The following is a 23,592-nucleotide window of genomic DNA, read 5'->3' as shown; positions in this document are numbered from 1 at the left end:
AATGGTTATATTTTTTCTTTGTAACTTTTGTGTGTATAAAAATATTGTTTTTTCTAAATTATGTTATACTGTTAAAAAGTTATTATAATTTATGTTATTAAATTCATTAAAAATATGTGTAATTAAATTTTTGATAAAAGAATTTTGTTTATAATTTGCTTTATATAAGGCATTTTATATAATAGAATATAAATGTTATTATGTTTAAATATCCTAATTATTAGTTAGATATACTGCCATTTAATGGTAACGAATTTTTAGAAACGAATTATATTTGTAAAGAATAATATAAAATAATGGAGATAACCCCTTTACTTGAAGATTATATAGAAAAAAACAGTACAGAAGAACCGACTTTATTAAAAGAATTAAGGAGAGAAACGTTTTTAAAAACGACACAACCACATATGTTGTCCGGTTTGTTGCAAGGAAGACTGTTAAGTATGATTTCGAAATTAATTTCTCCCCATTTAATTGTTGAAATAGGAACTTTTACCGGATATTCAACATTATGTTTAGCTGAAGGACTTTCAGAGTCCGGTAAAATAATAACAGTAGATAATAATCGCGAAACGGCATATATAACTAAAAAATACTTTTTAAAATCAGAATACTCCCAAAAAATTAATTTTATTTTGGATGATGCTATAAATGTTTTACAAGAAATTAATCAGGAAATTGATATGATTTTTCTGGATGCCGATAAAAAGAATTATAGTAAGTATGTTGAGATAGTTAAGCCAAAGTTGCGTTCAGGGGGAATAATAATAGCAGATAATATTTTATGGAAGGGAAAGGTAGTTCAAGATTTTAAAGACAAAAAAACGGAATGTATAAAGGAATTCAATTCTTTTATAAGATCGGATTCATCACTAGAAGTGCTAATTTTACCTATTAGAGATGGTATAAGTATTGTTAGAAAAAAATAAATTTGCATTTATGAGTAAATCTATTTGTCAGGTAAGTGTTGCCCCAGTACGAAAAGAACCGTCTGATTCTTCAGAAATGGTTACTCAATTGTTGTTTGGTGAGCTATGTGAGATTTTAGAAGTGAAACAACAATGGGTTAAAATTAAAATCTATTTTGATGGCTATGAAGGATGGGTAGATTATAAACAGGTTTCCATTCTCAGTGAGATAGAATTTGCTAATTTTTCTCAAGATCATTCATATATATCAGAGCCTTTCAGCCTATTAATTTTAAATAATCAACCTTTTCCGGTTACTATTGGTGCAGAGGTTCACGGTGCTATTGAAAATAGCGTTTTTAAATTAGCTCCCGATAAACATTTTTTTATTGATGAAACTTTGTTAAAAGGAAAACAAAAAAAAGATCAAATTTTAGAATTGGCTTTTAAATACATAAATACTCCCTATTTGTGGGGGGGGAAAACAACCTATGGTATTGATTGCAGTGGCTTGGTTCAAATGGTTTATAAATTAGCCGGGTATAAATTACCAAGAGATGCCGGTCAACAAGCATTAGAAGGGCAAGTATTAAGTTTTATAGAAGAAGCAGAACCGGGAGATCTTGCTTTTTTTGAAAATCAGGATGGAAAAATTATACATGTTGGGTTTATACTTCCTGATCAGAAAATTCTACATGCCCACGGAAAAGTACGCATTGACAATTTAGATTATACAGGAATTTTTAATTCAGATCTTAATAAACATACGCATCAGTTGCGTTTTATCAGAAGAATATTCTAAATGAAATTAAAATATTCAAAATATAAATTTGAAGTTGCACTGGATGAAGTAGGGAGGGGCTGTTTGGCAGGTCCTGTAGTTGCAGCAGCAGTCGTTTTTCCTGAAGACTTTTTTAATGAAGAAATCAATGATTCCAAACAGCTAAGTGAAAGGAAAAGAAAAGAATTAGATAGTATTATTAGACAAAATGCAATTGATTATGCAATTGCAGAAGTTTCCCCACAAAAAATTGATGAAATTAATATTTTAAATGCCAGCTTTTTAGCTATGCATTTAGCTGTGGATAAATTAAAAATTCAACCGGAATTTTTATTAGTTGATGGAAATAGGTTCCATAAATATAAAGAAATACCGCATTTTTGTGCTATAAAGGGTGATGCTAATTATATGAATATAGCTGCTGCATCTATCTTGGCTAAAAATCACAGAGATTTTTTAATGGATAAATTCCATGAAGAATTTCCTGATTATTTATGGAAAAAGAACAAGGGATACCCAACGACTGCTCATAGACAAGCAATAAAAAATTATGGAATTACTTATCTTCATAGAAAGACTTTTAAACTGTTAGACGAACAATTATCCTTAAATTTCTGAATTAGAAAATTATTAGCTAATTCCTGTGAATATATAATTAACATAAATGTTATATCTTTACGACTTATAAAATCAATGGGATAAAATAAAAGTGGGTTATTTAAGATTAATAAGGGTCAAGCAATGGCTAAAAAATGTTTTTGTATTTCTTCCTATATTTTTTGCAGGTAAAATATTAGATTTGAATTTATTGTTAAATTCAATAATCGCCTTTTTTTCGTTTTCATTTATAGCAAGTTCTATTTATATAATTAATGATTATACAGATATCGAAAAAGATAGGATGCATCCTGAAAAAAAAAATAGACCTCTAGCAGCCGGCAAGATACCAATTAATCATGCAATTATAGTATTTCTATTTCTAGTCATTGCATCCTATTTTTTTGGTTATTTTACTCATTCTTGGGGGGTAATTTTAATAATTTCTGTTTACTTTATAATGAATTTAGCTTATAGCTTTAATTTAAAACATATCGCCATTATTGATGTATCAATTATTGCTATAGGTTTTTTACTGAGAATTTATATGGGGGGATATGCAACTAATTTACCCATATCAGTTTGGGCTGTATTAATTACATTTTTCTTGGCATTAGTAATGGCTTTAGGGAAGAGAAGAGGTGAATTAATTAACGTTCAATTGACAGGTCAAACTAGGAAAGCTTTAGACGGGTATAATCTCCAATTTATAGATATTGCAATTACGATGGTTTCTACCTCTTTTGTCGTTTGTTATATTATGTATACCTTAGACCCTGTAATAAAAATGAACTTCCATTATTACATTGTGTATACTTCTTTGTTTGCAGTAATTGGTATTCTAAGATATTTACAATTAACTTTTGTATATAATAAAACAGAATCTCCTACCAAGATGATTTACAGAGACCTATTTCTCCAAATAGACTTAGCAATTTGGATCGTGATGATTTTTATACTAAAATATTTAAATTAAAAAGATGAGTGAAATTGAAAATAAAATAAATATAACTAATTGGGGGAAATATCCGGTAGTTAAAACTAATTTTCATATAACATCTGACGTAAAAGAAATAGTAAATATAATAAAAAATAGTACTTCAATTATTGCAAGGGGAAACGGAAGGTCTTATGGCGATAATTCGTTAAACAGCGATCATGTTTTATCTACTCTGCGATTAAATAAATTTTTATCCTTTGATAGAGAAAATGGTATTTTTGAATGTGAATCCGGAGTTATTTTGTCTGATATTCTTGATGTAATTGTTCCGGAAGGTTATTTTTTACCTGTAACACCGGGTACTAAATTAATTACGGTTGGAGGAGCCATAGGATCTGATGTTCATGGAAAAAATAATCATTCAGAAGGTTGTTTTGGGGATTATTTGATTGATTTCAAAATAATCACCCAAGATGGAGAAATAAAAAAATGCTCCCGTGAGGAAAATTCCGATTTATTTTGGAATACCATTGGAGGTATGGGATTAACCGGTATCATCATTTCTGCAAAATTTACTTTAAAAAGAATACAGACGGCTTATATTAAACAAAAAGTTTTAAAGGCTGAAAACCTTGAGAAAATTTTTAAATTTTTCGAGGAATGTGAAAACTGGACGTATAGTGTAGCATGGATTGATTGCCTACAAAAAGGCAACCAAATGGGGAGATCAATATTAATGGTGGGTGAACATGCAAAGTTGTCAGAATTACCCACTCAATGGAAAGAAAATCCATTACAAACTAAGAAAAAATTAAAATTAAATGTTCCTTTTGATTTTCCGTCATTTGTGTTGAATACATGGTCTATTAAGGCTTTTAATTTTTTATATTATTTGAAACAAAGAAAAAAAATCATAAGTAATGTAGTAGACTATGATACATTTTTCTACCCTTTAGATGCGATCAACAATTGGAACAGAATTTATGGTAAAAATGGGTTTATACAATATCAATTTATAATACCTAAAAAGGTTGGTAAAGAGGGAATGACAGAGATTTTAAAAACTATAGCAAAAAGTGGCCAAGGTTCATTCCTTGCAGTTTTAAAATTATATAAAAAAGGAAATATAAATGCTCATAATTCGTTTCCTATTGACGGATACAGTTTAGCATTGGATTTTAAAATCAATAAAAAATTACCATTTTTAGTTAAGGAATTAGATGAAATAGTGGAACATTATGGGGGAAGGATTTATTTAGCCAAAGATTCCATGTCCAAAAAATCACTTATAGACTATGTCAAAGTTCCTGAAACAGGTAAATTTGATTCCTTACAAAGAAAAAGAATTACCAATTATTTATCTTGATAATGGTGGATTATAAGAAAGTTAAATATTGGATTCTCATCATAATTACATTAATAAGTATTGCTTTATTACCTTTGTTTTTGCCTTTTGGTGGTATTACACCTGATTCATTATCTTATTTTAAGATTGCAAAGGATATACCCAATGGTAAAAGTAATTTGTTTCCTATCGGATATCCAATAGTTTTAAGAATTGGATATTTTATTACAAATGAGTTTTATTTTAGTTCTCGAATTATTAGTTGCCTAAGTTTTGCTGTTATAATTAGCTTCTCATATTTTAAAAAATTTTATTTTAAGGAGACGGCTTTACTGGTTACTTTTAAATTTATTATTTCTCTCTATATTCTTTCTATTTCTGAAAGTATTTTCTTAACATTTTTTTATATTTTAATCTTTTATTTAAATAAATTTTTGACAGAAAACAAGTTAAAATTTAAAATTATTTATCCGGCAGTTATCTTAACTGTATTTTTAACTTTAGTACGATATACAGGCTTATATATTTTTATAGCAATAACAATATACTTTATATGTTATACAATTAAATATAATCTCTTCGATAAACTTATTTATAAAAATTATTTTTATTATTTGTTATTTTCATCTTTAGGAATCGGTATATATTTAATCTATAATTACTTGGAATTTGGAAGTTTTTTTGGTGAGCATATAAGATCAGCTCCCTCTTTAGATAGCCTATGGAAACATACATTAGATAATTTGTTAGGTGTACTAAATGTTGTTAATCCTATATTTTCAATTAAAATACTGGAACCGACGACGGTATTAATTTTTTTAATGATAGGTATATTGTTAATAGATTTATTCTTCCTACTATCCTATATATGGTTTTATCGAATGCCTTTTAAAGGTAAGGTTACCACATTTCATCAATTATTACTGACTATAGGATGTGTATATCTCATTTTAATGTTTATGTCAGAATTTACACAAGGAATAGAATCATTAAACACAAGAATGTTGGCTCCGGCATCTTTTTGTTTTTGTTTTTCATTTCTAATATTATTTTTTAAAACTTATCCCAGCAAATTGCATTATATTTTTATGTTAAGTATTTTATCGTTAGCAATAAATATAATATATCAATTGAAATCGCCGGTAAATTACCTTTATTATAGATCAAAAGTGATAAAAATTTTAAAAGAAAGAAAAAATCTAAAATATTTTTTAAATGATACGGGTAACGATCATGTTTCCATATATAAAATTCCATTACTTAATAAAAAATTTGAATACTTTCATCCTTATTTACAATCAGGTTATATAAATTCTAATATTGTAAGATCAATTAATCCTGATATCCAAACCATTCAAAAAGATAATTCAATTACGAATAAAAGTTTAATATTATACAATTCTGAAATAAAATGATAATTCTAGGAGCAACTTCAGATATCTCTCAAGCATTTATTAATAAATTATTATCTGACAATATAAACAGATATCCCAAAATATATTTAATAACGTCAAACCCGGAAGAAACCCAACGATTATCAAAGCATATTTTAATTAAGTTTAAACAAGATTCCGAAATTATAAATTTTGATTCAACTAAAGATGTTGATTATTCTGTATTTGATTCTATTGATTCGGATTTATTATTTTGTGCGACAGGTTTTTTAGGAAAAAATACAGAAGAGGGATTATATGATGAAAATAATACACAAAGAATTCTTGAAATAAATTATTCTAAACTTGTACCATTAGTAAATTATTTTGCTCAAAAATTTGAAAATAAAAAATCAGGAACTATCATCGGATTATCATCTGTTGCCGGACTTCGGGGTAGGCAAAGTAATTTTATTTACGGGAGTTCTAAAGCCGGATTTATGGTTTATTTAGATGGTTTGCGTAATTATCTTTATCATAAAAATGTTCATGTTATGACTGTTCTTCCCGGATTTATGGATACCAAAATGACTTTGGGAATGGCTTTACCTAAACTCCTAACCGCTTCACCGCAACAAGCCGCAGACATTATCTATAAAGCATATAAGAAGAAAAAAAATAAAATATATATAACGGGCATCTGGAGATATATAATGTTAGTTGTAAGGAATATTCCGGAATTTATATTTAAAAAATTAAAGATGTAATATAATACACTTTTAAAACAAATGCTAAACAAATCATATTTTCAATGGATGAAAAAAAATTATATCTTTTTGACTTTGATGGAACGTTAACAAACAAAGATACTTTATTTGATTTTTTACAATTTTCTTTTCCTCATAAATACAAAAAAGTCTTTATTAAATTTATTCCTTTATTTATATTGGTAAGATTTAAAATATTCGATGCAGGAAAAATTAAGCAAAAATTTATCTCTCAATTTTTAAAAGGTAAAACACGTTCAGAATTAGAAGAATTAGCTCAATGTTATTTTGAAAGTAGGAAAAATACTATTATCAGACCCAAGGCATTGGAATACATACGAGCGTTATCAAGAGAACCCAATAAATATATTGTCACGGCTTCCTTAGATCTATGGGTTAAACCTTTTGCAAAATATTTAGGATTACGTTTGATTTCTACAGAAGCAGAATATATTAATGGAGTTTTTAACGGTAAATTTGCTACACCTAATTGTAATAATAAGCAGAAAGTAGTTAGAATAATTAATGAAATACAATTAGCCCATTATTCCAAAATATACGCATTTGGAGATAGTAAAGGAGATAAAAATATGTTAGAACTTGCGACAGATCCTTTTTATCGTCATTTTGAATAAAAATGTAGAAAGTTCAGAAGAAAAAATCTACTAGTAAAATTCCTGATTTAATCTGATATTCTGTATATTTTTATAAGTTTATAATAACTCCAATAGAACCATGGCTCCCTAGCTCTGCAAATGCACCAAATTTATCATCGAAGAAATACCGATACCCAATATGTGCACCTATACCAAAACCGTCATTTCTTCCTCCTATATTTATTCCGGGATATAAGTCCATAGTATGAGGAAGATCTAAGAGATCATTTAAATGAAAATTAGCCCGTCCATAAATAAAAAAATTATCATCATCTGCGCTCCAATAAAAATCGGTACCCCCACCAATGGAAAGCCAATCCATTACTCCGTAATCATAAGAAGCAGTAATTCCGGTTCCATATCCGAAAGCATTAATTCCTACCTGTACTTTTTGGTCTCCAATACCTCTAAAACTCTGAGCATGGGTAAAGGAAATCAGCCCTAAAAAATAAAAAAGTACTATTAATTTTTTCATTATGTATGGTTCAGGTTATTCGTCTATTTCTAAGATATCATTGATAAATGAGCAAGATACTTTAAATCGTAAGGGTTCTTCTTGAGTAATAAAATCTTCACAATAGCCTTGCCATATAAGTTTTAAATTACCCTGTTCATCTTTACCGAATTTCAATTCATTATTGTCAGTTTCCAAATCCTCTTCATCATTTAAATTCAGATTTGTATAATATAATTCTTCTGCTTCGCCATTTTCATTTTCTTTTTCTTCATACGAAGGTATTTGAAAAGATTTTCCGCAAAGTTGCTGTATAGTTTTTACTGGAATTTCGAAATCTTCAATGGAAAAAGACACTTGCGGGTATTCATTTTGATATGAGTCTTCTTCTACGTGATCTAAATCATCATCTGATTCTATTTCAACTACTAATGTATTTTTCTTGTTAAGAAAAACAACCTTACAAAAACATTTCCTGATGTGATACACTAAGGTTTCATCAGGATGATAAAACTTAATAAGCCCTTTCATCTATTTGTTATATAACGTGTTGCAAAAATATATATTGTGTTATTTTATAAAATTTATTTACTTAAAATAAAAACTATTTTATTCAATTCCTTTAAGGATAAAATATGATTTTTTTCCTCGTTGAAGTAAAACGTATTTTCCTTGAATTAAATTTGATTCATTAATAATAAAATCAACGTTAACTTTTTCTTGATTAACAGATATTGATTTTTCCTTTAGAGCTCTTTTAGCTTCATTTTTTGAAGATAAAAAACCGCTTATTTCTGATAATGCATCAAGAATTGAAATTCCATTTTTAAGAATATTTAAAGAAACTTCTTTTTGCGGAACCCCTTCAAATAAAGATAAAAAAGTAGTTTCATCTAAAGATAGGAAATCTTCCTTAGTTGATTTTCCAAACAAAATAGAGGAAGCTTTTATGACCTTATCCGTATCTTCCTTACCATGAACCCAACGGGTGACCTCTTCAGCTAATTTTTTTTGTAAAATCCTAAGGGATGGGTTTTCATTATGATTTCTAATTAATGATTCAATTTCATCCTTGGAGAGGAATGTATAAATTTTTATATATTTTTCAGCATCAATATCTGTTATATTTAACCAGAATTGATAAAATTTAAAAACGGAAGTTCTATTTACATCTAACCAAACATTTTCACCTCCCTCACTTTTACCGAATTTAGTACCATTAGACTTTGTAGTTAGTGGACAAGTTAAAGCAAAAGCTTCTTCACCGATTTTTTTTCTAATGAGCTCAGTTCCTGTAGTCAAATTTCCCCATTGGTCGGAACCTCCCATTTGAAGTTTAACCCCTTTTTCTTTGTATAAATGATAAAAATCAAAACCTTGTAAAAGTTGATATGTAAATTCTGTAAAAGACATACCCTCTTGATATTCACCGTTTAATCTTTTTTTGACGGAATCTTTAGCCATCATGTAATTAACAGTTATGTGCTTTCCAATATCACGCGCAAAGTCTAAAAAAGTAACATCCTTCATCCAGTCATAATTATTAACCAGTATGGCAGAATTTGACTTGTTACTGTCAAAGTCTAAAAATCGTTCTAATTGAGATTTTATTCCTAAAATGTGCTTTTGTAAAGTTTCACTATCCAGTAAATTGCGCTCTGTGCTTTTTCCGGATGGATCACCGATCATACCTGTGGAACCACCCACTAAAGCAACAGGCTTATGACCATGTCTTTGAAAATGAACTAAAAGTAAGATAGGCACCAGGCTTCCTACATGAAGAGAATCTGCAGTCGGATCAAAACCAATATAACCCAGCGTCATTTCCTTATTTAATTGTTCTTCTGTTCCCGGGATTATATTATGAATTAATCCCCTCCAAGTTAACTCTTCAATAAAAGAATTCATATGTTAGATTTTTCAACAGGCAAATTTATAATTTTTCGATGAATATGTTCCATTTATAAGCATAAATTATACTTTTTTTACGGTTTTAACTAAACAAATTAAATATATATTATAATATTTAATATCACATTGATTTACTTATAATGAATATTCATGAGCCGCTGTATATTCAGCAAAGAAGGCGTAAAAACTATTTATTGTATTTTTGATCCAAAAAAAAATGAGAATGTTATTTGTAGATAATAAAAACAATTACAATCCCGAAATTAATTTAGCTATTGAAGAGTATCTTGTAATGAACTTGCCAATTGAGGAAGATTCATATCTTCTTTTCTATATAAATGATCCTTCCATAATCATAGGAAAACACCAAAACACTATAGAAGAAATCAATACTGAATATGTAGAAGAAAAAAACATAAAAGTAGTTAGGAGGTTATCGGGAGGAGGAGCTGTGTATCACGATAGAGGTAATTTAAATTTTAGTTTTATTACCAAAAATGATGGTAATAGTTTTTCAAATTATCAAAAATATTTACATCCGGTACTAGAAGCGTTGAAGCAAATGGGAGTCAATGCGGAAATTAAGGGAAGGAATGACATAGTAGTGGAAGGAAAGAAAATAAGCGGAAATGCTCAATTTGCCACTAACAAAAGAATGTTTACCCATGGAACACTATTATTCAACAGCAACATGGATGAAGTTGTTAACTCTTTAAAGGTAAGAAAAGATAAAATTGAATCGAAAGGAATTAAATCAATCAGAAGCAGAGTAGCCAATATATCTGATTTTGTCACAACAGATTTAACCATAGAAGAATTTAGAGATAAATTACTACTTTCAATTTTTAATGTAGATAAAACAGAAGATGTCAATAAATATGAATTGACGGAAACAGATTGGGAACAAATAAATAAAATTTCACATCAAAGGTATTCAAATTGGGATTGGAATTATGGACGTTCTCCCAAATTTTATATGGAAAGAAGTCAACGGTTTTCAATAGGTTCCATCGATTTAAAATTAAATGTAGAAGAAGGAAACATTACTGCAATTAAAATATACGGAGATTTCTTCGGAGTGGGAGACCTTGAAGATATAGAGAACAGATTATTAGGAAAAAAATACACAAAAGCTTCCGTTGCCGATTCATTAAAAGATATTGATCTATCAGCATATTTTGGGAAAATCACACTTGATGAATTTCTTTCCTTAATATATTGATAAATCGGGGATCTTAAAGAAAGGTATAATTCTGTATATTTTGACGCAATTATTATCCAATTCAAGATGCGTTAAATCTATCATATAATTAGTGTATTTTTGTAAAAAGTTAAAAAATAGAAGAAAAACAGATGAAAAATTGGATTGAGGCCGCTAGATTAAGAACGTTACCGCTTTCATTAAGTGGAATTATTTTAGGAGGATTACTTGCCAAATGGAAAGGAAATTTTGATGGAATTATTTTTGGACTTTCTTGTCTTACAACCATATTATTTCAAATCTTGTCCAATTTTGCCAATGATTATGGAGATGGAACCAAAGGAACCGATAATGAGTTACGAGTTGGTCCGGTCCGTGCTATTCAATCGGGAGCTATTACGCAACAATCCATGTTTCGTGCAATTTTAATTACTGTATTTCTGTCCCTACTTTCTTCGGTAGTTCTTCTTTGGTATGCTTTTATCCCCAATTATAAAAGTGAATTTTTTATATTCATTGGTTTGGGAATTGCTTGTGTATTGGCAGCTATATTTTATACTATGGGAAAAAAGCCCTACGGATATATGGGATTAGGGGATTTTTTTGTTTTTATTTTTTTTGGATGGGTTTCTGTTTTAGGAAGTGAATTTCTTTATACAAAGTCTTTTACTTGGGATAATTTGCTTCCCGCCTCTGCAATTGGCTTATTTAGTGTAGCCGTTTTGAATCTAAATAATATGAGAGACATTGAATCGGATAGAATCAGTCATAAAAAAACGCTGGCATTACGATTAGGATTTCAAAATGCTAAGTATTATCAAATGGTACTAATGAATCTTCCTTTTATACTTTGTCTCATTTTCCTGTTAATACATCAGAAAGAATTTGTTATAAAATTAGATAGTTGGTCATCATTAAAACCATTTTTATTCTTTATACTATTTATTCCGAATACTATAGTACGCAGAAAAATTCTTTACACCCAAAACCCCAAAGATTTAGATTTATACTTAAAACCTACAGCATTGTTAGCCTTATGTTTTTCCGTTTTCTTTGGAATGGGATTAAGTCTTTAAAAAAAACTATACATGAAAAATAACATAAAACACATATTCTTTGATCTTGATAATACACTTTGGGATACGGATAAAAATTCAAAGTTAACTCTTAAAAATATTTATGAAAATTTAAAAATTGAAGAAAAGTATCAATTACAATTTTCAGATTTTTATACAAGTTATTACAACAGGAATGAAAATCTATGGTCCTTATATAGGCAAGATAAGGTAAGCAAGGCAGATATACTGGAAAAAAGATTTAAGGATACGTTTTTGGAATTTCGTATAAATGATCCTGAAATTTGGGATTATTTTAATGCCAATTTTTTAACTCAGATCATGGAAAACAATAATTTAATTGAGTATGCAGAGGAAATTTTGAAATATCTAAAAACAAATGGTTACCAATTACATGTTGTTTCCAATGGCTTTATACAACAAACCGAACAAAAAGTTCAAGAAACTTGTATTAAAGATTATATAACCACCCTAACCAGCGGAGAAGAAATAAATAAAAGAAAGCCGGCTAAAGAAGTATTTGAATTAGGTCTTAAAAAAGCCCATGCATTAGTGAATGAATCCGCGTTTATCGGAGATGATTGGGAGGCAGATGTATTAGGTTCTCAAAAAATAGGGATGCATCCGGTCTATTTTAATTACAAAAAAGAAGAGCATCATAAAAGTGCAGAAATTCCCATAATTGAAAATTTGTTAGAATTAAAAAATATCTTTTAAATAGATATTATGATTGAGGTTTATACAGACGGAGCTTCTTCCGGAAATCCGGGAAAAGGAGGATATGGCATAATAATGAAGCTGAAAGGAACTTCATATGAAAAAAAGTTTTCAGAAGGATTTCGCTTAACTACCAACAATAGAATGGAATTATTGGCCGTAATTATTGCTTTGGAAAAAATTAATAAACCCGATCAAGAAGTTGAAATATATTCTGATTCAAAATATGTAGTCGATGCCGTTAATAATAAATGGATTTATGGTTGGGAGAAAAAAAGATTTGAAAAAGTTAAAAATCCAGATCTATGGATTCGATTTATTAAAATATACAGAAAACATAAAGTAACTTTCCACTGGGTAAAGGGTCATCATGGGCATTTTTACAATGAAAAGGCGGATCAGTTGGCAACTGCTGCAGCTAAAGGAGAAAATCTGTCCATTGATATAGGGTATGAAAATCTTATATCAGATAACAATAATATTTTTTAATTAAATAGTCTAAACCGTTAGAAAAATAATTTGTTAATAAATTAGTAAATAACGTGTTAAAAAAATGTTCATAATTTTATAAATTAGCACAAAGATTATTAAAAAATAAGATATATGAAAAGTAAAATGGTAATCTATGTGTTCGGATTGATGTTTTTTTCATTTATAACATCTTGTGTATCTTACGAGGCAACTTCTTCATATAAAAAACCAAAACATTCTCATTCGAAAAGATATACTTATAATTCCAATAAAACAAATAAACATATTTCAAACTCAAAACCATCGCATAAATCACCCCATATTTCCAAACCGATAAAGAAAGATTCGAATTCAGAATCAAAAAAATACGGAGTTCATAAAAATATAAAATCTACGGATGTTATTTTGGTTTTGAAAGAAGCAGAAAAATATAAAGGGACTCCTTATAAATATGGAGGAAATACATTGAGTGGTATAGATTGCTCCGGTTTAGTTTGCAATGCTTACCAAAGAATAGATGTAAAATTACCAAGACGTTCCATAGATATGTCTAATGCAGGAAAAGATATAAGTATCTCTCGAATAAAAGAAGGCGATTTATTATTTTTTAATACAGGGGGGAGCTCAATAAATCATGTAGGTATAGTCTATAACATATCCGGTTCAGGCGAAATAACATTCATACATGCCTCAACATCTAAAGGGGTTATAATTAGTTCTCTCGAAGAAACTTATTGGAAAAATAAATTTAAAAAAGCACAAAGGATACTTTAAGTTAAAGTAAAAATATTGTTAGAATAATACGCTTGCCAGCCGGATAATTCGAAGTTTATTATATAAAAAAACCTTTTAATCATCTTAAAGATTAAAAGGTTTTGTAGTATTATCATTTTGGTGAAATAAAAATCTTTGCGATTTAAATTTCGCCCAATAATTTCTTAGCTATAATATTGCGCTTTAAGTTCTTTAACTTTTGCGTCAGATAAGTACTCATCATAGCTCATATAGCGGTCAATGATACCTTTAGGGGTTAATTCAATGATTCTGTTACAAACAGTAGATAATAATTCGTGGTCATGAGAAGAAAGTAAAATAGTACCCTTAAAATTGGTTAACGAGTTGTTAAGAGCCGTAATACTTTCCAAGTCTAAATGGTTGGTAGGCTCATCAAGAAGTAAAACATTAGCTTTAAATAACATCATTCTTGAAAACATACAACGCATTTTTTCACCTCCCGAAAGAACTTTGCAAGATTTTAAAGCTTCATCACCACTAAATAGCATTTTACCTAAAAATCCTCGGATATATTCTTCATGTCTCTCCTCATCCGTATTCACATACTGACGAAGCCAATCTACAAGGTTATCGTCCGATTGAAAATATTTAGTATTATCTAAAGGAAGGTAACTTTGCTTAGTAGTTATACCCCAAGAATAACTCCCTTTATCAGGTTCTGACTCTCCGGATAATATTTGAAAAAATTCAGTAATAGCCAAAGAATTTCTGGATAGAACGGCAACTTTATCCCCCTTTTTTAGGTTCAAGTCAATATTGCTGAATAACAATTCACCATCTTTAGTTTTTTCCAATCCTTTAACGTCCAATATTTGATCCCCTGCTTCACGTTCTTGTTCAAAAATAATTGCCGGATATCTTCTAGAAGACGGCTTGATATCTTCAATGTTTAATTTTTCGATCATTTTTTTACGAGCCGTGGCTTGTTTAGCTTTAGCAACATTAGAACTAAACCTGGAAATAAACTCTTGAAGTTCTTTCTTTTTTTCCTCAGCCTTTTTGTTTTGTTGAGCTCTTTGACGGGCAGCTAATTGACTGGCCTCATACCAAAAAGAATAGTTACCGGTATATAAATTTAATTTTCCGAAATCTAAATCGCAGGTATGAGTACAAACTGCATCCAAAAAGTGACGGTCGTGCGAAACAACAATTACAGTATTTTCGTATCCCGCCAAGAAATCTTCTAACCAAGATATGGTTTCAATGTCTAAATCATTCGTAGGCTCATCAAGAATAAGAACATCAGGATTTCCGAATAAAGCTTGAGCAAGTAATACTCTTACTTTGTCAGCATTTTCCAATTCAGACATCATTTTATAATGTGCATCGTCTTTTATTCCAAGATTAGATAATAAAGTTCCTGCGTCAGACTCAGCATTCCATCCCCCCATTTCTTCATAAATAATACCTAGTTCTCCCGCTTTAACTCCATCTTCATCAGAAAAATCAGGTTTGGCATATAAAGCATCCATTTCCTCCTTTATGTGGAAAAGCTTCTGATTCCCTTTAATAACCGTTTCCAGTACAGGATATGCATCATAAGCAAAGTGATTTTGTTCCAATACAGACATCCTTTTATCTGTTTCAAGGCTTACACTTCCTGTAGTCGGTTCAACATCGCCGGATAGAATTTTCAAAAATGTAGATTTTCCTGCTCCATTAGCTCCAATAATTCCATAACAGTTTCCTTTCGTAAATTTTACATTAACCTCATCAAAGAGTACTCTTTTTCCAAATTGTAAAGATAAATTTGATACTGTAAGCATATACTTTAATAAATTTGTACAAAAGTAGTAAGAAAAACTTTGATTATGAAATTTGAAAATAAAGTAAATATACTGAATAGAAAAGCTAGATTTAACTATGAATTATTGGATAAATATGAGGCAGGAATAGTTTTACATGGTACTGAGATAAAATCTATTAGATTAGGGAAAGCAAGTATTGCAGAGAGTTTTTGTCAGATTATTAATGGCGAATTATATGTAATAAATATGACCATTGACGAATATTATTACGGAACTCGTTATAATCATACAATAAAAAGGGAAAGAAAACTGTTATTACATAAAAAGGAAATTAACAAACTGTTAAGAAAAACTAAAGAAACAGGATTAACGATTGTTCCTACAAAATTGTATATCAATGAAAAAGGAATCGCTAAGATCCAAGTATATCTTGCGAAAGGGAAAAAATTATATGACAAAAGAGAAGCGATAAAAGAAAGAGAATCCAAACGAAATATTAACAGAATGGTAAAGAAATATTAATTTTTTCTTGGGAGTTAGATAATAAAAATGTTACTTTGCAACCTAAAAATTAGATTTTTATATATGAAAAAGTTCAATTTGTTACTTACAGGATTGGCTACAACGTTAGCAACTACTGTATTTGCTCAAAACATTTCGGATAAGTGGTATATCGGGATTGGAGCTCATGCGGTAGACTATACTTCTGTTCGTGGTATCTTTGACGGATATTTTGATACCGATGATTATAGTATTGTACCACCGTTGTCTAAATTAACAGTAGCTAGAAGCATAGCTAAAAACTTTGCAGTTGACTTGCAAGCTTCAATTGGAGAAATAGACAATAAAAGATTAAAAATTAAAGATGAATTCTTTGTTTTAGCAGGATTAGGTATTAGATATACCCCATTAAGTGAATCCAAATCTTTAAAATGGTTAGATCCATACGTTAGAGTAGGAGCAAATTACCACAAATATTCTTATAAAGGAATTAAAATCGTTGAAAACGATCCAACTACTCACTTAGACGCTTACGATGATGATTATAATCCAAAGAAAAATTATAAACTTGGAGGTAAATTTACAGGAAAAGATGATATGTTTGTGTTAAACGGTGGTGTTGGTATTAACTTTTGGTTAACTAAAAACTTTGGTCTAAACATTGAGTCACAATATAACTGGGTAACCAATCAGTCAAAAGATTATTCTGATTTCTTCCAACATTCAGCTTCAATCATATTCAAATTTGGAGCAAAAAAAGAAGAACCACTTCCGCCGCCTCCACCTGTTGAAGCACCAAGTGATAGAGATGGAGACGGTATCCCTGACGATCAAGACAGATGTCCGGATACACCGGGATTACCACAATTCCAAGGATGTCCTGACACAGACGGAGACGGTATTCCGGACGATCAAGACAGATGTCCGAATGCAGCAGGACCAGCACAATTCCAAGGATGTCCTGACACAGATGGAGACGGTATCCCTGATATTGATGATAATTGTCCAACAGTAAAAGGACCAATTGATAATAATGGTTGTCCTTGGGAAACTAAAGACGTTACATTCAAATTAAAAAATATCAACTTTGAATTTAATAGCTCTAAATTAACAGCAGAATCTTTACCATTAGTTAACGATGCTGCAAAAATGTTAAATGACGGAAGTTTTGATGGTAAAAAATTCTTTGTAGACGGACATACCGACAGAGTAGGTTCTGTAGCCGTAAACAATAGAATATCAAAACAAAGAGCACAATCTGTAGTTAACGAATTAGTTAAAAATGGAGTAAGCAAAGATAGATTGATAGCAAGAGGATTCGGTAAATCAGAATTGTTATGTAAACAACATGATATCAATGCTAAGAAAGACGATAAAGGAAATATTCTTTATCCGGATCAAGAAACTTGTGATAGAGAAAACAGAAGAGTTGTGATCTTAGATCAAACCGGTTCAAAAGTATCAATTACAGAAGAAGTTAAAGTAAAAACTCCTAGTCACAGAAGAAGATAATTTACTAAACAAACTTTTATAATAAAAAAGTCATCCAAATCTTGGATGACTTTTTTTATTAATTACTTATAAATGCTTTATAGAATTATACAAACATTTAAAATGATTTATAAAAAAATAATAGCTGTTAAAGATATTTTAAAGATAAAAAATAAGCTCATTTAAAATGTTTTTTTAATAGGGATAATACCGGTTAACAAAATCTATTTTAGTTAACTTTGTAATTAAATTATAAATAACGTGAAAATAATAGCAGTTATTCCTGCAAGATATGCAGCCTCTCGTTTCCCTGCAAAGCTGATGGGTATGTTAGGGGAAAAAACAGTCATTCGGTCAACCTATGAAAATGCAATCAAAACCAATCTTTTTTCAGATGTATTTGTAGTAACTGATTCCGAAATCATTCATAATGAAATTACCAGAAACGGAGGTAAAGCCATTATGAGTAAAAAGGAACATGAGACAGGAAGTGATCGAATTGCAGAAGCTGTTGAAAATTTAGACTGCGATATCATCATAAACATACAAGGAGATGAACCTTTTGTAAAAACCGAACCGTTAGCAAGGCTAATTGAAGTATTTAAGAAAGATCAAGAAAATAAAATAGATGTTGCTACCTTGATTCGTAAAATGGACGATTGGAATTTAATTGAAGATTCTAATTATGTAAAAGTAGTTAAAGACCAAAATGACTTTGCACTATATTTTTCGCGTTCAGTTATACCATATCCTCGAGAAAAATCATTTCAGGCGGATTACTATGAGCATGTAGGCGTATATGCTTTTCGTAAACAAGCCTTACTAGATTTTGCAAAATTACCGATGTTACAAAACGAACAAGCAGAAAAGGTTGAGTGCATACGATATTTAGAATATGGCATGAAAATTAAAGTAATAGAGACTGATTTTGTAGGAGTTGAAATAGACACTCCGGAGGATTTGGAAAAAGCAAATGAAATATTAAAAAAACAGATAAACGAGAAAAATTAAAAATATGAAATTCAGAAATTTCCCAATGGTTCCCCGTGTAATTTATGGACGTGGAAGCTTTGATCAAACTTCAGAAATTATTGAAGAAAAAAGAAATAAAGATTATCCATTTATTTTTTTAGTAGATAAAGTGTTTGAAGGAAAAGAATTAGAAAAAAGAATTCCCTTAAAAGGAAAAGATAAAATTATATTTATAGATACTACTGATGAACCCAAAACCAAAGGAATTGATGCGATTAGAGATTCATTAAAAGAGGAATATGGAACTGTTTCCGGAGTTATTGGAATAGGGGGAGGAAGTATAATGGATTCGGCAAAAGCTGTTGCAATCATGATGAATAGTGAAGGGTCTTCTTCGCAATATCAAGGGTGGGATTTAGTGAAAAATCCGGCTGTATATCATGTAGGTATACCAACAATTAGTGGTACAGGCGCAGAAGTTTCCAGAACTTGTATATTAACCGGACCGGAAAGAAAATTAGGTATTAATTCAGACTTTACCCCTTTTGATCAAGTCATATTGGATCCTTCTTTAGTAAAAGGAGTAGAAAAAAATCAAGCTTTTTTTACCGGTATGGATTGTTATATTCATTGCATTGAGTCTTTAACAGGAACATATCTTAATGCTTTCAGCAAAAGTTATGGAGAAAAAGCATTAGAACTTTGCCAAAAAGTATATGTTCATAAATCTGAATGGGATGATGAGTCTGATGAAGATTTAATGATGGCATCTTGGCATGGAGGAATGAGCATCGCTTATTCACAAGTAGGAATTGCTCATGCGGTGAGTTACGGACTTTCTTATTTACTAGGAACTCATCATGGAGTAGGTAATTGCATTGTTTTTGACCGATTAGAAGAGTATTATCCTGAAGGAGTTAAGGAATTTAAATATATGGTTGAAAAAAATCAGATTGAAATTCCACAAGGTGTATGCAAAGGATTATCTGATGAGCAATTCAATACCATGATTAATGTTTCTTATGGAATGGCTCCGCTTTGGGAAAATGCATTAGGTAAAGATTGGCAGAAAATAATGACTAAAGAAAAATTAAGAGCACTTTACGAAGAAATGTAATACCATTACTCGAAAGATAATAATTCAATTAATGCAAAGATATAAATTGAAGAAAAATGAAATTCCAGGATAACTTTATAGTTGCCTGGAATTTTTTTACAGTCAACCCATTTTAATTTTTATATGAAGAAACTTTTTTTTGTTTTGCTGATATTCCTTTTGAACATATGTTATTCTCAGACGGTAGAAGAAATAATTAAAAAGCATTTGGAAGTTACCGGAGGAACAGATCATTGGAAAGAATTGAATTCAATAATAATTAAAGGAGATATAATTTTAGGATTAAATGAGTCATATCCTATAGAAATTTATCAGCAGAGACCGAATCTTAATAAAACTTGTATAGAAATACAAGGAAAAAAAATTATTTTAAATGCTTACAACGGAAAGAAAGCTATACAATATAACTTTCAAACGAATTCCCTTGAAGAAGATAATAATTACGTTCCTGAAGCATTTGAATCAGATTTAATTGATTATTCTGCAAAAGGGTTTCTTCCTATATTTCTCGGAGAAGAACGTATTGATAATAAGAATTGTTATAAAATTAAACTAACTAATAACAGAGAATCAGAAATTTATTACTTTGATAAAACCAGCTATCAATTAGTTAGAGAAGATACTTCAAATGAAAGTAAATTATATTCAAACTTTAAATTAGTCTCCGGACTAATCTTTCCGTATCGTTTGGTTGTTAAAAACAAGGAGGATGACTCAGAATTTATTCTTGTATTTAAATCGCTTGAAATTAACAAGATCATTCCTGAAAAAGAATTTAAATTTTAAGAATAAAGAAAAATTTAAAGCACTCTCATAAATATATAAAAGAGTGCTTTATTTATTTTAGCTTAAAGGATTACTTCTTAATTACATTTTTGGATATAGAATTACCATTCCCCGTAATATTTATGGTATATATACCCGCAGGATAATTAGTAAGATCTATAGAAAAAAGCTTATTTTTTTCAACTTTTGAAAATAATAAGCTACCGGCCAAATTATAAACTTTAACATGACTTGTATTTCCTCTAAATTGAATAACACCTAAATCGATAGTAAAAACTCCTTCAGAAGGATTAGGGAAAACTTTAAATGTTGAGGTTTCTGAAAAATTTTCATCGGTTTGGAGTTGCTTATAATTCAAACTGCATAAATTCAAAGAAAAAGAATTTAATGTACCAACATCGTTAGCATAATGATCTGCTACTCCTAATAGCCATTCACCGCTATATTTTTTCTTATAAAGTGAATGAATTGCATTACGAGGTTTAATCGTACCTGTAGTAGGAGAAGAACAGTTTACGGCAGCTCCGTTATCATCAAAAGTAACTTTTAAATCTGAATAATATTCACATGAATGATTCCATAAAACAGTTGATTTATAATCCGGACCGGGGTCTTGTAAAACGATGTATAAATCATTAATATTTGGATGATCTATATCAACAGATACCTGTAAATTAATTAATTCATCATAATTCTCATTTTCAGGAATAATAATTCCCATGGTAGCAAAATCAGAATTTAAATGATCACCATTTCCGTCAGGAATCGGAATCGGAGAAAAGTTTGGCATATATTTTTTACAAATTACTTCCGATTCATACCCTATTGAAAAATATTCGGTTAAGGCAAAATAAATATTATTACTAGCCTCAATCATTAATTTTGCTTTTTTAGCAACAAGATCAACAGGTAAATCCACAGTTGCATTTCCCGAATTAGGAATATGATCAGCCAGAGGAGTAATAGTTTGCCCCTCATCCGTAACTAATGAAATATTCACATATTGTGTATTAAATGGCTGTGCTGTTGTATTAGCAACATTCCATGCTACTTTAATTGAACTTCCTTTCTTAGCAATATAATCAGCGGTAGGAAATGTTGCGATAAATGGCCCCCCGCTATCAGAAACCATAACTTCTTTAGTAACAATCTTAGTCTGAGGTTTAATAAGATTATTATCACGCACGGTTACAGTAAAATTTAGGACTCTTTTGACGTTAGAAACAGTCTCCCAAGTATTTGGAGAGTAACTATTGGTAGTTAAAGCGGGAAAATATCTTCTGGTAGATGATGTCGGTATAAAAGATCTGAATATAGGACCGGATCTTTGTGAAGAATCGACTCGAATAACATTTTTACGAGCATTATCAATTTGTTCCCAACAAAAAGTCAGCTCATCCCCGTCAGGATCTGTTGTTCCTTCTGCATCCAAGTAAAACCGTGTCCCTATAGGAATGGTCACACTAGAGGGACCTACATTTACTACGGGGGGGTGATTAGGAATTTGATTGATTGTTCCACAGATTTTACGCTGTAGATTTCTATTAATTTGCTGAATACTTGCAGAATGAAAATAAGCATCCGAACTTAATTGTACATTGGCAGATGTAATACCGGCATATCCCATTATTGTACTTCCGCTTCCCGGTTCAATATTAACCCCTTTATTTTCAAGCCAACACGAAAAAGTATGATTAGCTCCCAGCTGATGTCCCATTTCATGAGCTACGTAATCAATATCAAAATGATCTCCTGACGGATTGTTATTTGAGGGAGAAGTTATCCCACTACCTTTTCCTAAAGAAGTGGGAATTCCATTTTGATCCATCAAAGGACTGACACAAATACACCCTATGCACCCGGCATTTCCTCCTCCACCATTACCGCCAAAAAGATGGCCAATATCATAGTTATTTTCTCCAACCACAGCTGTTAATGTTCTTTGAAGTTCAATATTCCAGATATCCATTAAAGAAGAATCGGAATAAGGGTCCGTATTTGGATCTTCATAAATAAGAGAAATATTATTAATCATTTTAAGATTTACAGCTAGATCTTTTTCCAAAATACCATTCACTCGGGTTAAGGTGATATTTATTTGTTGTAAAGCTCCGGTTACGCTACCAAAATGTTGAGTATATTCACCGGTTACTGAAAGAGCTAATCTATATGTGCGAAATTTTCGATCACTCGATATAATTTTATAGGAACTTGATTCTTCCGAATTAATTTCATCAACCGTATTACAATTAAAATCATTAAATATATTTTCCTTTCTAATACGAACTGAATAAACTTCTCCATCGGTTGTATAAGGATCAATGAGCTGAATGCTACCCGTATTATCCATAATCATTGAATTGAACTGATTGGGAGAAATACTAAATCGAATATATTTATTTGTATCGTCTAAACCGATTCCTGCGTATGAATACAATTCGTATGTATTTTCAATTTCTTCATCCATTACAGGAGCATGATAAACCGAAAATCTTTCTATTTTTCCTTCGGATGTTGGAACGTATACTATGATAGGAGTATGGTTAGTTCCTCTTAATGCGGCCGAATTTAATTGTTTTTTCAAAGAATAAAAATCAACGGTATATAGTTCTTCAATGGGTAAATTGATATTTTCACTTTTTATCTTCTTACCTGTTAAGCTTGTTCTCTTCCAATAATTTTGTGCTGAAAGAGGAATACTGAACATAAAAACACTAATAATTAATAAGAAAATTTTCATGTATTTCTATTTTTTTATGTTATTATAAAAACAAAAATATACATTATAAATTAATAAGCAATAATATTGATGTTTATTTATGATTATTAACTATAAAATTATAAATTATAATTTTACTATTAACAGTTTTTAAAAAAGAGATGAAATGAAAAACAGGGTTTTTGATTTATAGTATAGTATAAAACAAAATTATCAAGATAAATAACATAATGAAGTCAATAAATGAAAGTATTTAATTTTATAAG

General features: G+C 29.9%; 23 protein-coding genes. 18 read left to right on the top strand and 5 right to left on the bottom strand.

The window, feature by feature from the left end; all coding sequences use genetic code 11:
• Positions 1-296: 296 nt before the first annotated feature.
• The 8 genes from GFU93_RS08250 (at position 297) to GFU93_RS08215 (ending at position 7,346) form a co-directional block, all read left to right on the top strand.
• Entirely contained in the window at positions 297-929 is a 633-nt protein-coding gene (locus GFU93_RS08250; RefSeq protein WP_160568656.1) for an O-methyltransferase, read from the top strand.
• A 10-nt stretch (positions 930-939) separates the two neighbouring features.
• The gene (locus GFU93_RS08245) at positions 940-1,710 is read left to right on the top strand and encodes a C40 family peptidase (RefSeq protein ID WP_160568654.1); all 771 of its coding nucleotides are present in this window, start codon (positions 940-942) and stop codon (positions 1,708-1,710) included.
• Positions 1,711-2,307: a ribonuclease HII gene (locus tag GFU93_RS08240; RefSeq protein ID WP_160568651.1), complete on the top strand. Its 597-nt coding sequence runs from the start codon at positions 1,711-1,713 to the stop codon at positions 2,305-2,307.
• A gap of 91 nt (positions 2,308-2,398) precedes the next feature.
• The gene (locus GFU93_RS08235) at positions 2,399-3,262 is read left to right on the top strand and encodes a decaprenyl-phosphate phosphoribosyltransferase (protein WP_160568642.1); all 864 of its coding nucleotides are present in this window, start codon (positions 2,399-2,401) and stop codon (positions 3,260-3,262) included.
• 4 nt (positions 3,263-3,266) lie between these two features.
• Positions 3,267-4,592, top strand: a complete 1,326-nt coding sequence (locus GFU93_RS08230; RefSeq protein WP_160568640.1) for an FAD-binding oxidoreductase — start codon at positions 3,267-3,269, stop codon at positions 4,590-4,592.
• Between the two features lie 593 nt (positions 4,593-5,185).
• Positions 5,186-5,986, top strand: coding sequence for a hypothetical protein (locus tag GFU93_RS08225; RefSeq protein WP_160568638.1), 801 nt, complete (start codon positions 5,186-5,188; stop codon positions 5,984-5,986).
• Positions 5,983-6,711: an SDR family NAD(P)-dependent oxidoreductase gene (locus GFU93_RS08220; RefSeq protein WP_160568636.1), complete on the top strand. Its 729-nt coding sequence runs from the start codon at positions 5,983-5,985 to the stop codon at positions 6,709-6,711. Before GFU93_RS08225 ends, GFU93_RS08220 begins: the two co-directional genes overlap by 4 nt.
• A gap of 44 nt (positions 6,712-6,755) precedes the next feature.
• Positions 6,756-7,346 carry an HAD-IB family hydrolase gene (locus GFU93_RS08215; protein WP_160568634.1) on the top strand — a complete coding sequence of 197 codons (591 nt, stop codon included), beginning with the start codon at positions 6,756-6,758 and terminating at the stop codon, positions 7,344-7,346.
• Positions 7,347-7,416: 70 nt separating this feature from the next.
• Here GFU93_RS08215 and GFU93_RS08210 read toward each other — a convergent pair whose 3' ends face one another.
• The 3 genes from GFU93_RS08210 to tyrS form a co-directional block, all read right to left on the bottom strand.
• Positions 7,417-7,842 (bottom strand): DUF6646 family protein, encoded by a 426-nt coding sequence (locus tag GFU93_RS08210; protein ID WP_160568632.1) that lies wholly within the window; start codon positions 7,840-7,842, stop codon positions 7,417-7,419.
• 15 nt (positions 7,843-7,857) lie between these two features.
• A complete protein-coding gene (locus GFU93_RS08205; RefSeq protein WP_160568630.1) occupies positions 7,858-8,352 on the bottom strand; it encodes a hypothetical protein in 495 nt (164 codons plus the stop codon).
• 78 nt (positions 8,353-8,430) lie between these two features.
• Positions 8,431-9,729: a tyrosine--tRNA ligase gene (gene tyrS / locus GFU93_RS08200; protein ID WP_160568628.1), complete on the bottom strand. Its 1,299-nt coding sequence runs from the start codon at positions 9,727-9,729 to the stop codon at positions 8,431-8,433.
• Between the two features lie 220 nt (positions 9,730-9,949).
• Between tyrS and GFU93_RS08195 the strand changes: the two genes are divergently transcribed.
• From GFU93_RS08195 to GFU93_RS08175, 5 genes are all read left to right on the top strand, one after another.
• Complete coding sequence (locus GFU93_RS08195; RefSeq protein WP_304505498.1) at positions 9,950-10,954, top strand: lipoate--protein ligase; 1,005 nt, start codon at positions 9,950-9,952, stop codon at positions 10,952-10,954.
• Between the two features lie 131 nt (positions 10,955-11,085).
• A complete protein-coding gene (menA, locus tag GFU93_RS08190; protein ID WP_160557621.1) occupies positions 11,086-12,009 on the top strand; it encodes a 1,4-dihydroxy-2-naphthoate octaprenyltransferase in 924 nt (307 codons plus the stop codon).
• 12 nt (positions 12,010-12,021) lie between these two features.
• The gene (locus GFU93_RS08185) at positions 12,022-12,726 is read left to right on the top strand and encodes an HAD family hydrolase (RefSeq protein ID WP_160568626.1); all 705 of its coding nucleotides are present in this window, start codon (positions 12,022-12,024) and stop codon (positions 12,724-12,726) included.
• Between the two features lie 6 nt (positions 12,727-12,732).
• A complete protein-coding gene (gene rnhA / locus GFU93_RS08180; protein ID WP_160568746.1) occupies positions 12,733-13,215 on the top strand; it encodes a ribonuclease HI in 483 nt (160 codons plus the stop codon).
• Between the two features lie 114 nt (positions 13,216-13,329).
• On the top strand, positions 13,330-13,971 hold the full coding sequence (locus GFU93_RS08175) for a C40 family peptidase (protein ID WP_255448669.1): 642 nt from the start codon (positions 13,330-13,332) through the stop codon (positions 13,969-13,971).
• A 164-nt stretch (positions 13,972-14,135) separates the two neighbouring features.
• Here the strand turns inward: GFU93_RS08175 and GFU93_RS08170 are convergent, their stop codons facing one another.
• Positions 14,136-15,758 carry an ABC-F family ATP-binding cassette domain-containing protein gene (locus tag GFU93_RS08170; protein WP_160542542.1) on the bottom strand — a complete coding sequence of 541 codons (1,623 nt, stop codon included), beginning with the start codon at positions 15,756-15,758 and terminating at the stop codon, positions 14,136-14,138.
• Between the two features lie 45 nt (positions 15,759-15,803).
• On the opposite strand from GFU93_RS08170, the gene smpB reads away from it, so the two are divergent.
• The 5 genes from smpB (at position 15,804) to GFU93_RS08145 (ending at position 20,607) form a co-directional block, all read left to right on the top strand.
• Positions 15,804-16,262: an SsrA-binding protein SmpB gene (gene smpB, locus GFU93_RS08165; protein WP_105296380.1), complete on the top strand. Its 459-nt coding sequence runs from the start codon at positions 15,804-15,806 to the stop codon at positions 16,260-16,262.
• Between the two features lie 63 nt (positions 16,263-16,325).
• Complete coding sequence (locus GFU93_RS08160) at positions 16,326-17,753, top strand: OmpA family protein (protein WP_160568624.1); 1,428 nt, start codon at positions 16,326-16,328, stop codon at positions 17,751-17,753.
• A 240-nt stretch (positions 17,754-17,993) separates the two neighbouring features.
• The gene (gene kdsB, locus GFU93_RS08155) at positions 17,994-18,743 is read left to right on the top strand and encodes a 3-deoxy-manno-octulosonate cytidylyltransferase (RefSeq protein ID WP_105296377.1); all 750 of its coding nucleotides are present in this window, start codon (positions 17,994-17,996) and stop codon (positions 18,741-18,743) included.
• 4 nt (positions 18,744-18,747) lie between these two features.
• A complete protein-coding gene (locus tag GFU93_RS08150; RefSeq protein WP_160568622.1) occupies positions 18,748-19,821 on the top strand; it encodes an iron-containing alcohol dehydrogenase family protein in 1,074 nt (357 codons plus the stop codon).
• A 123-nt stretch (positions 19,822-19,944) separates the two neighbouring features.
• Positions 19,945-20,607, top strand: a complete 663-nt coding sequence (locus GFU93_RS08145) for a histidine kinase (RefSeq protein ID WP_160568620.1) — start codon at positions 19,945-19,947, stop codon at positions 20,605-20,607.
• A gap of 70 nt (positions 20,608-20,677) precedes the next feature.
• On the opposite strand, the gene GFU93_RS08140 is transcribed toward GFU93_RS08145, so the two are convergent.
• Positions 20,678-23,347, bottom strand: a complete 2,670-nt coding sequence (locus GFU93_RS08140) for a reprolysin-like metallopeptidase (RefSeq protein WP_160568618.1) — start codon at positions 23,345-23,347, stop codon at positions 20,678-20,680.
• Positions 23,348-23,592 lie beyond the last annotated feature (245 nt).

The sequence above is a fragment of the Apibacter sp. B3546 genome, assembly GCF_009827885.1.
Taxonomy (GTDB): domain Bacteria; phylum Bacteroidota; class Bacteroidia; order Flavobacteriales; family Weeksellaceae; genus Apibacter.
Note: the sequence above shows the minus strand (reverse complement) of the source record. Positions and strands in the feature narration are given on the sequence as shown.